Genomic DNA, 3,818 nt, shown 5'->3' on the forward strand with positions numbered 1-3,818 from the left:
AAAAACAGAGGAAAGGCCTAGGCCTTTCCTCTGTTTTTGCGTACTTTTTCTTTAAAAATCTTCACTCACAGAACGCATCTTCCTGTTCTTATCCCTCGTGATGCTCCGTCTCGGGATCCTCGTCCGCTTCGAGGCTGAGCCATGCCCCCCAATCGAAACGGAGAAGGCCGCTCACCACGTAGAGAAGGATTCCCGCGAGGGGCGCCTTTTCCCGAAGTGTGATGAACAGCACCGCCACAAAGGTCGTGAGAAAAGTCACTTTTATTCTGTTGACGTTGCCTTTTCGCAGTTTCTTCAGGTTTCCGTAGGGGACCGTCGATACCATGAGCATCGCCGTTCCCACGGTGATGAGCGCCATCACCAGGGGCGGCAGGGAGAACCCCGTCATGGCGAAGGAAGCGACGAAAAGCCCCCCCGCGGGAATCGGAAGCCCCTGAAAAGAACCCGGCACGTGCATGACGTTGAAGCGGGCGAGCCGCAAAGCGCCGCACAGCGCGAAAAACGCCGCGACAAGAGCCCCCGTAACACCGAGAAAGCCGTGCAGGTACGCCCCGTAGACGATGAGACCCGGCGCAACACCGAAACTGACCACATCGGCAAGGCTGTCGAGCTCCATACCGAAGGCGCTGCTACCCCCGAGGCTTCGCGCCATTTTTCCGTCCATGTAGTCGAAAAAGACTGCGGCGAACACCAACCACGCTGCGGGAACGAATTTTCCGTGAATCACCATGACCAGGGACAACATGCCACAGAGAAGGTTGCCGCTGGTAATCATGTTCGGAATGATCTTCGTGAAGGGAACACCTCGAACGTGCCTATTCTTTTTCATCACGTACCACCCCCAAAGCCGTCTCGCCGGCCTTCACCTTCTGTCCCACCGATACGACGCAACGCACGGTGGAGGGGAGATAAAGATCGACTTTCGAACCGAATTGTATCATCCCGTATCTTTCGCCTCGGGTCAAGTGCTGCCCTCGACGAGCCCTGCAAACGATGCGACGGGCCAGAAGCCCCGCAATCTGCACGACCAGTGCGGGACCCGCCGCAGTCTCCATGCCCAGGTAAAAACGCTCGTTCTCCGCGGAAGCCTTGGGACCGTAGGCCACCCACTTCTTTCCAGGCACATACTGGAGATACGTCACTTCTCCGTTCCAAGGGACGCGATTCACGTGTACATCCAGAGGAGACATGAACACGCCCACACGCGTCGCCGGCCCCGTGAAGGGATGTTCCGTCGCCTCCACCTCAACGATTTTGCCGTCTGCGGGACTCACCCACAGCGCCGGATTCTCCGGGGATCTTCTCTCGGGGTCCCGATAAAACCACAGGAGAAAACACAACACGACAAGGAATACCGCAGACAGAGCGGGAGAGACGAACCATCCCCCGAGGGACATGAAGAACATTCCTCCGATGGCGGGCAAGCCCTCCCTTGCAATGCGCACGGGCTATTCCTCCTCCTCTTCAGCGCGGATGATGCTCGCGTCGGCCACCTCGTCTCCCTCGTCGAGGCGAACCACGATCGGTCCCGTCGCCTCTCTGCTCAGGACCGGGATATCCTCCGCCGCCAGACGCACCATGCGTCCCCGGTTGGAAATGAGCAGAATCTCGTCCTTTTCTGCGGCACCCCAGGAACCCACGAGAAGTCCCGTCTTGGCCCCCAGACGCATGGCACGCACCCCTCCACCACCGCGATGGTGAGGGGTAAATTCCTCGAAGGGCGTTCGCTTGCCGAGACCCTTTTCATTGATCAGCAAAAGGTCCGTTCCGGTCTGCACCACGTCGCATCCGACAACGACATCTCCTTCGTCCAGGCGAATGCCCCTCACGCCCCTGGCCTGCCTCCCCAGAGGACGGAATTCGTTCTCGGGAACCCGGAGGGCTTGCCCGAAGGCGGTGACGAAGAGTAGATCCTCTTCACCGGAGGTGCACCGAACCCTCGCGATGAAATCCCCCGCATCCAGCGACAGGACCCGTCGCCCTGCCCTGGTGATGTTCTCCAGCTCCGTCACGGGCATGCGTTTCGCCACACCCTGGCGCGTGATGAAGAAAATGAACCGTGCTCCGGAAAGACGGCTGTCCCGGAGCGCCACCACCTTCTCGTCCTCTTCGAGAGAGATGAAGGAACTCACGGGCTTTCCCTTTCCGGACCTCGGCTGGGGAATCATGTGTCCCCGAATGGCAAAGACCCGTCCCTTGGTGGTAAAGAGGAAGAGATCCCGATGCGTGGTGGTGACGGTCACAAGAGAAATTTCGTCCTCCTCCTTGGGCGTCGCTCCCTTCACGCCCTTTCCGCCTCGATTCTGCAGGCGGTATTCCTCAAGCATCATCCGGCGCAGATAGTTGTCTCGGGAAAGGACGACCACGATTTCTTTCTCCGGAATGAGATCCTCCATGGAAACATCTTCCATGGCATCCAGAATCTCCGTCCTCCGGGGGTTGCCGAAACGCGCCTTCACGTCCTCGATCTCTTCCTTCACGACCCCGTCGAGCACCTTGGGATTCGCGAGGATGGAACGGTACATTTCGATGTCACCGAGGAGCTGCGCGTATTCCTCCTCCAGCTTGTGGCGCTCCAGACCGGTGAGACGCTGGAGGCGCATGTCGAGAATCGCCTGAGCCTGCGGCTCGGAGAACCCGAGACGATCCGTCAATCCCTGGCGGGCCTCGTTCGGATCCTTGGACCCGCGCACCACCGCGATGACCTCTTCGATGATATCCAGCGCCTTGAGCAGCCCCTCCACGATGTGCGCTCTCGCCTCGGCCTTGCGGAGGCGGTAAGCGGTGCGCCGGCGGACCACGTTGCGACGGTGAGAGAGAAACACCTTGAGCATCTCCAGGAGCGGCAATTCCCTCGGCTGGCCGTCCACGAGAGCCAGGTTGATGACGCCGTAGGTGGTCTGGAGCTGAGTCCGTGAATAGAGCTGCCGCAGCGCCACCTGGGAATCCATGTCCCGATTGACCTCAAGAACGATGCGCAGCCCTCTGCGGTCCGATTCATCCCTTATGTCGGTGATGCCATCCAGGTGTTTTTCCTGAACGCCTCTGACAATAGCCTCTATGAGGTTGGTCTTGTTCACCATATAGGGAATCTCGGTGATGACGATGGCCCGTTTTCCCCGCTTGACGTCCTCGACGTGGGTCTTTCCACGGACGGAAATTCTGCCGCGCCCCGTCCGGTAGGCCTCGACGATACCGTCCCGGCCGAGAATCTCGCCGCCGGTGGGAAAGTCGGGGCCGGGCAGAAAATGGAGCAGTTCTCCCAGTTCCACGTCCTCATGGTCAAGCATGTAGCAGAGTGCGTCCGCCACCTCTGTGAGGTTGTGGGGGGGTATATTCGTGGCCATGCCCACGGCGATACCCGTGGAACCGTTCACGAGGAGGTTCGGAATGCGCGAAGGAAGCACCAGCGGCTCCTTGAGGGAGTCGTCGAAGTTCGGTCCCCAATCGACGGTCTCCTCGTCGATATTCTCGAGCATTTCCTCCCCCAGGGCGGAAAGGCGTGCTTCCGTGTAACGCATGGCTGCGGGAGGATCACCGTCGATGGAGCCGAAATTCCCCTGGCCGTCCACAAGGGGATAGCGCATGCTGAAATCCTGGGCCAGGCGAGCCATGGTATCGTAAATCGCCGAATCGCTGTGGGGATGGTACTTTCCCATGGTCTCTCCAACGACGCGGGCGGATTTCTTGTAGGCTTGATTGTGGCGAAGCCCCAGCTCGAGCATGGCGTAGAGCACGCGACGCTGAACCGGTTTGAGACCGTCCCGTGCATCCGGAAGAGCGCGACCGACGATGACACTCATGGCGTAATCGAGGTA

3 protein-coding genes are annotated in these 3,818 nt (G+C 59.6%); all 3 read right to left on the reverse strand.

Features of this window, described 5'->3' with window-relative positions; genetic code table 11:
• Nucleotides 1-88 precede the first annotated feature (88 nt).
• Nucleotides 89-829: a CDP-diacylglycerol--serine O-phosphatidyltransferase gene (pssA, locus tag Q1K49_RS01025; RefSeq protein ID WP_300521773.1), complete on the reverse strand. Its 741-nt coding sequence runs from the start codon at nt 827-829 to the stop codon at nt 89-91.
• Nucleotides 816-1,445 carry a phosphatidylserine decarboxylase family protein gene (locus Q1K49_RS01030; RefSeq protein ID WP_300521775.1) on the reverse strand — a complete coding sequence of 210 codons (630 nt, stop codon included), beginning with the start codon at nt 1,443-1,445 and terminating at the stop codon, nt 816-818. Before Q1K49_RS01030 ends, pssA begins: the two co-directional genes overlap by 14 nt.
• Before the next feature lie 3 nt (nt 1,446-1,448).
• A partial coding sequence (gene gyrA, locus Q1K49_RS01035) for a DNA gyrase subunit A (protein ID WP_300521779.1) occupies nt 1,449-3,818 on the reverse strand: 2,370 nt, incomplete at its 5' end.

This window comes from Aminiphilus sp. (assembly GCF_029975095.1).
Lineage (GTDB): Bacteria > Synergistota > Synergistia > Synergistales > Aminiphilaceae > Aminiphilus.